This is a genomic window from Prosthecobacter sp. (assembly GCF_049294395.1).
Lineage (GTDB): Bacteria > Verrucomicrobiota > Verrucomicrobiia > Verrucomicrobiales > Verrucomicrobiaceae > Prosthecobacter.
The window spans coordinates 1-3,179 of sequence record NZ_JBAQCR010000427.1 but is presented as its reverse complement, the minus strand read 5'-3'; the positions used below and the strand labels follow the sequence as shown (position 1 = coordinate 3,179).

The 3,179-nt window shown below is 59.8% G+C and carries 3 protein-coding genes; 1 reads left to right on the top strand and 2 read right to left on the bottom strand.

Translation table 11 applies throughout. The features are described from left to right. Nucleotides 1-654, top strand: a 654-nt coding sequence (locus tag WAW39_RS29280; protein ID WP_422323144.1) for a hypothetical protein, incomplete at its 5' end; no start/stop codon positions are given. Nucleotides 655-735: 81 nt separating this feature from the next. Here WAW39_RS29280 and WAW39_RS29275 read toward each other — a convergent pair. Together WAW39_RS29275 and WAW39_RS29270 are read right to left on the bottom strand one after the other, a co-directional pair. After that, nucleotides 736-1,986, bottom strand: coding sequence for a hypothetical protein (locus tag WAW39_RS29275; RefSeq protein WP_422323142.1), 1,251 nt, complete (start codon nucleotides 1,984-1,986; stop codon nucleotides 736-738). A 582-nt stretch (nucleotides 1,987-2,568) separates the two neighbouring features. After that, on the bottom strand, nucleotides 2,569-3,048 hold the full coding sequence (locus WAW39_RS29270) for a hypothetical protein (protein ID WP_422323141.1): 480 nt from the start codon (nucleotides 3,046-3,048) through the stop codon (nucleotides 2,569-2,571). Between the last annotated feature and the right edge of the window lie 131 nt (nucleotides 3,049-3,179).

The window sequence follows — 3,179 nt, the reverse complement described above, 5'->3', positions numbered from 1 at the left end:
CCCCTTGTCGTTCCGGCGCTGGTGCAGCATTTCAAAGACGGAGACGCGATGCTCGGTTTAAGCATCCTGCGCGCGTTTGAGACCATGGGGCCCGCCGCCGCGCCTCTGGCCATCCCCGCTGCACTTCCGCTGCTCCAGAGCACCGATGGCCAGGCCAAAAGTTGGGCTTTTGAAACCCTCGCACTCTGGGGAAACTTCAAGTGCGATCCCGCCTGGCAGTGCGCGGCCCTGGCAGGAGCAGCCGCTGCCACGAAGGCTGATGACCTCACTTACCTCCGCTACTCCCTCTACCTCTGGTCCGGGCATGATGACGCGCTGCTCCTCAGCGTGCGCTGGCTGGGCAGGCCCTCTGCCGCTCCCATGCCTGTGAATGGCGCAGCCCTCACCGCCGCGGAGCAGCAGGCCGTGCTGGGCATGCTGCTCAAGCTCTGGCCCTACAGCGTTTCATTTCCAGCACTTCGCCAGGAGATGGCCGGGCGCATCAGCGATGTCGCGCAGAGCCTCACCGCCGCACCGGAGGAGAAGGTGGCGGAACTGCTGACGAAGATGGTTGAGCTGCTGAAGACGGATGCCGTCAAAGAAACCCAGCCCGCCTCCACCAAGGCGCGTGCTGCCGTGCAGAGCGTGCTGGTGCGTGGGAAGGGGAAGAGGTGAGGGGGAGAGTGTGCCCATGCACCGGGCTTTATGAGCCTTTATGGAGCATCTTTCCATCATGCCTTGTTCGAGAAGGCGTTTTTACCTGAGCTTTTGATTCGGTCCCGGTTGATACTCGTCTCTCACAGGAGTTTGATGCATGAGTATTTCGTGCGTCACTCCGTTGCCCAGCGTCTTGAGCACATGGGTGAAATCGTACCCTCCGTAGATGCTGCTTTCCGGCATTCGATACGTATTGGTTTGATGTTTTGTGCCTTCTCTGGGGGGGATGCGTTTATCTGGCGGACGCATCTCATTCCAAAACATCCTGGCGATTTCTGCGGGATTTTGGATCAGCCTGTTATACTCATCTTTATCCGCCTTGTTATTCGAATTTTTGAGGGTCTCAAGCTGCCTTTTGACTTTGGCCGCACTGACTTCGGCTTTGACGATGTTGGCAACGCGCATCGCTTCATTTTCTCTTTCCTCGTTGGCGTCTCCCTTCGCATCCGTCACACCACGTGCGAGGGTTTCAAGCTCTGCTTTTCCTTGCGCGTTGACCGCTTTCATGTCAGCACCCGTCAGCGGTTTGCCAGACCTCATCGCCATGGTGCGGTGCCAGCCCTGGAGGACATGAGAGATTTCATGTGCCAGCGTCCCCGGCTTGAGTGTCTTCGGATTCACATAGATGTGGATGGTGCCGTCGAGACCAATCCGGGGAGTTGCTTGTTCATCATTGGTAAGATGAACAACGACATTCTTCTTCGACAGTTCCCGCGCTCGGTTGAGAGCGGCTATGGCGACAGGAGAGTTCTCGATTTCTTCATTGATAACTGAGCGAGCATGGTCTCCGAATTTGACTCCCGTTTGAAGAAGCTTGCCTGTATCTTGATCCGTTAAGTCGAACTGAGTGTTCTCATCCGCCTCGTCCACTTGGAATTGAGGTGTTTGAGCTTGTTTTACCGCTGGGCCTCCAGTTGGAGGCTGAGGTGCTGCAAGCGCATTCTGCGCAGGATTTGCCGCTGGACGCTGAGCTTGAGCCAGGGCTTGCGGCTGCGCTGCGGGCGCACCGCCCTGAGTCGGGGGATTGGCCCCACGCGCCTGCTGTTGCGCGGCAGGCACTTGATGGGATCCCTGAAGGCGTTGTTGTGAAAAGGATACGCTGGGATCCTTGATCTGCTGCTGCATCAAAAACGCTGCTGGAACGCTGCGTTTTTCAAAGATGCGGCCTCGGGTCAGGGCGGGGCGGCTGTCTTGAGCGGGGGCTTCTCGGGTGGGAGAGTCCGGGGAGGGAGCGTGGAAGGCATCGCGGAGGTCTTGCGGGGAGGGGGAGAAGCCGCTGCTGCGCGTCATGGACGCGCTGCGGTCTGCGGGAGGCGTTTCGTCGAAGCCGGATTTGCGGGTGGTGTTTTCCCAAGGTTTGGGGGCGGGGGCGTGTGCGTCCTCAGGGTGATCCTGCGGGGGCAGGTCTTGGGCGGTGATGCGGGGCATGTACCAGGGCCTGTCGTCTGCGTGGTCTTGCGGGGCGGTGTCGCCCTCGGGGTTGGCTTCTGAAGGAGGGGGATCATCCTGATCCTCCAGTCTGGTGGGCGCGGGGCTGGAGGGTGTGGCGGAGCGTGGAGGGATCGGGGCGATCCCTTCACGTGGGCTGTCTTCCCGGAGCGGGGCGGTGGAAGGTGCAGGATTGTCACGCACCGGCAGGTGGCTGAAGGCGCGGACGCCGCCGGCGCGGGGCATGGGCTGCATGACGTCGTCTTCCTCCTCGTCTTCGAGGTGGTCAGGGCGGCGGACGCGGGTTTCAGGAAGGTGAGAGGTGGAGAAGATGAAGGCCATGCTGGAAAGCATGGGCCTGGATTTGGGGATGCAAGTGAAAAGATACCATTCAATGGTATGCAAAGGACTGGGCTGGCGCGGGTGGTCTGGCGGGAGGGAGTGTTATTTTGAGAGCCCGGGCTGCGCTGCGACTGCTTTTTTCGGGAGCGCCATGTCCGGCTCTTTTTTGAGGTGGTCGAAAAGATCCGGCGCTTTCAGGAGTTTCAGGCTGCCGAGCGCGGTCTTGAGTTCAGGCACAGCCTTCGCCAGCTCCTCCTGTGTGCGGGCTTTGACCACCGTCTTTTCATCGATCAGCCACCAGATCGTTTCACTGACCTTGTACCATTTCTCGCGCTCCTCAAACGTCATGCCTGGCTTTGGCGGAGGCTCGCAGCCTGTCAGCAGCAGCTTCATGCCGGTCTTGAGCCTGACACGGCAGCCTGCATCGATCTCCTGGACGAGCTCCGCTCTCACCTCATCGCCGATGGCAGTGGCCACCTCCGGCTCATCTCCGGGCACCGCCCTGACGAGATTCAGGCGGTAGCTCCGCTTTCCGTCAAAGGTGGGAAAGCGGTACTGAAACAGGGCCTCGTCATCAAACACATACTGAGGTGGACCCCGTTCTTCGGCCAGGATTGCGTGAAGTTAAGCTATGATGCTCACGGCTGGGAGTGGTGATGGTTCGTGTCTCTGGGATCGCTTAGCAAGGGCTTTGCTCCGCATTTTGAGCTGTG

Bases quoted from the DNA above. Each gene is read 5' to 3' on its own strand.
- WAW39_RS29275 (WP_422323142.1), bottom strand. From the start codon at position 1,986: ATGACGCGCAGCAGCGGCTTCTCCCCCTCCCCGCAAGACCTCCGCGAT.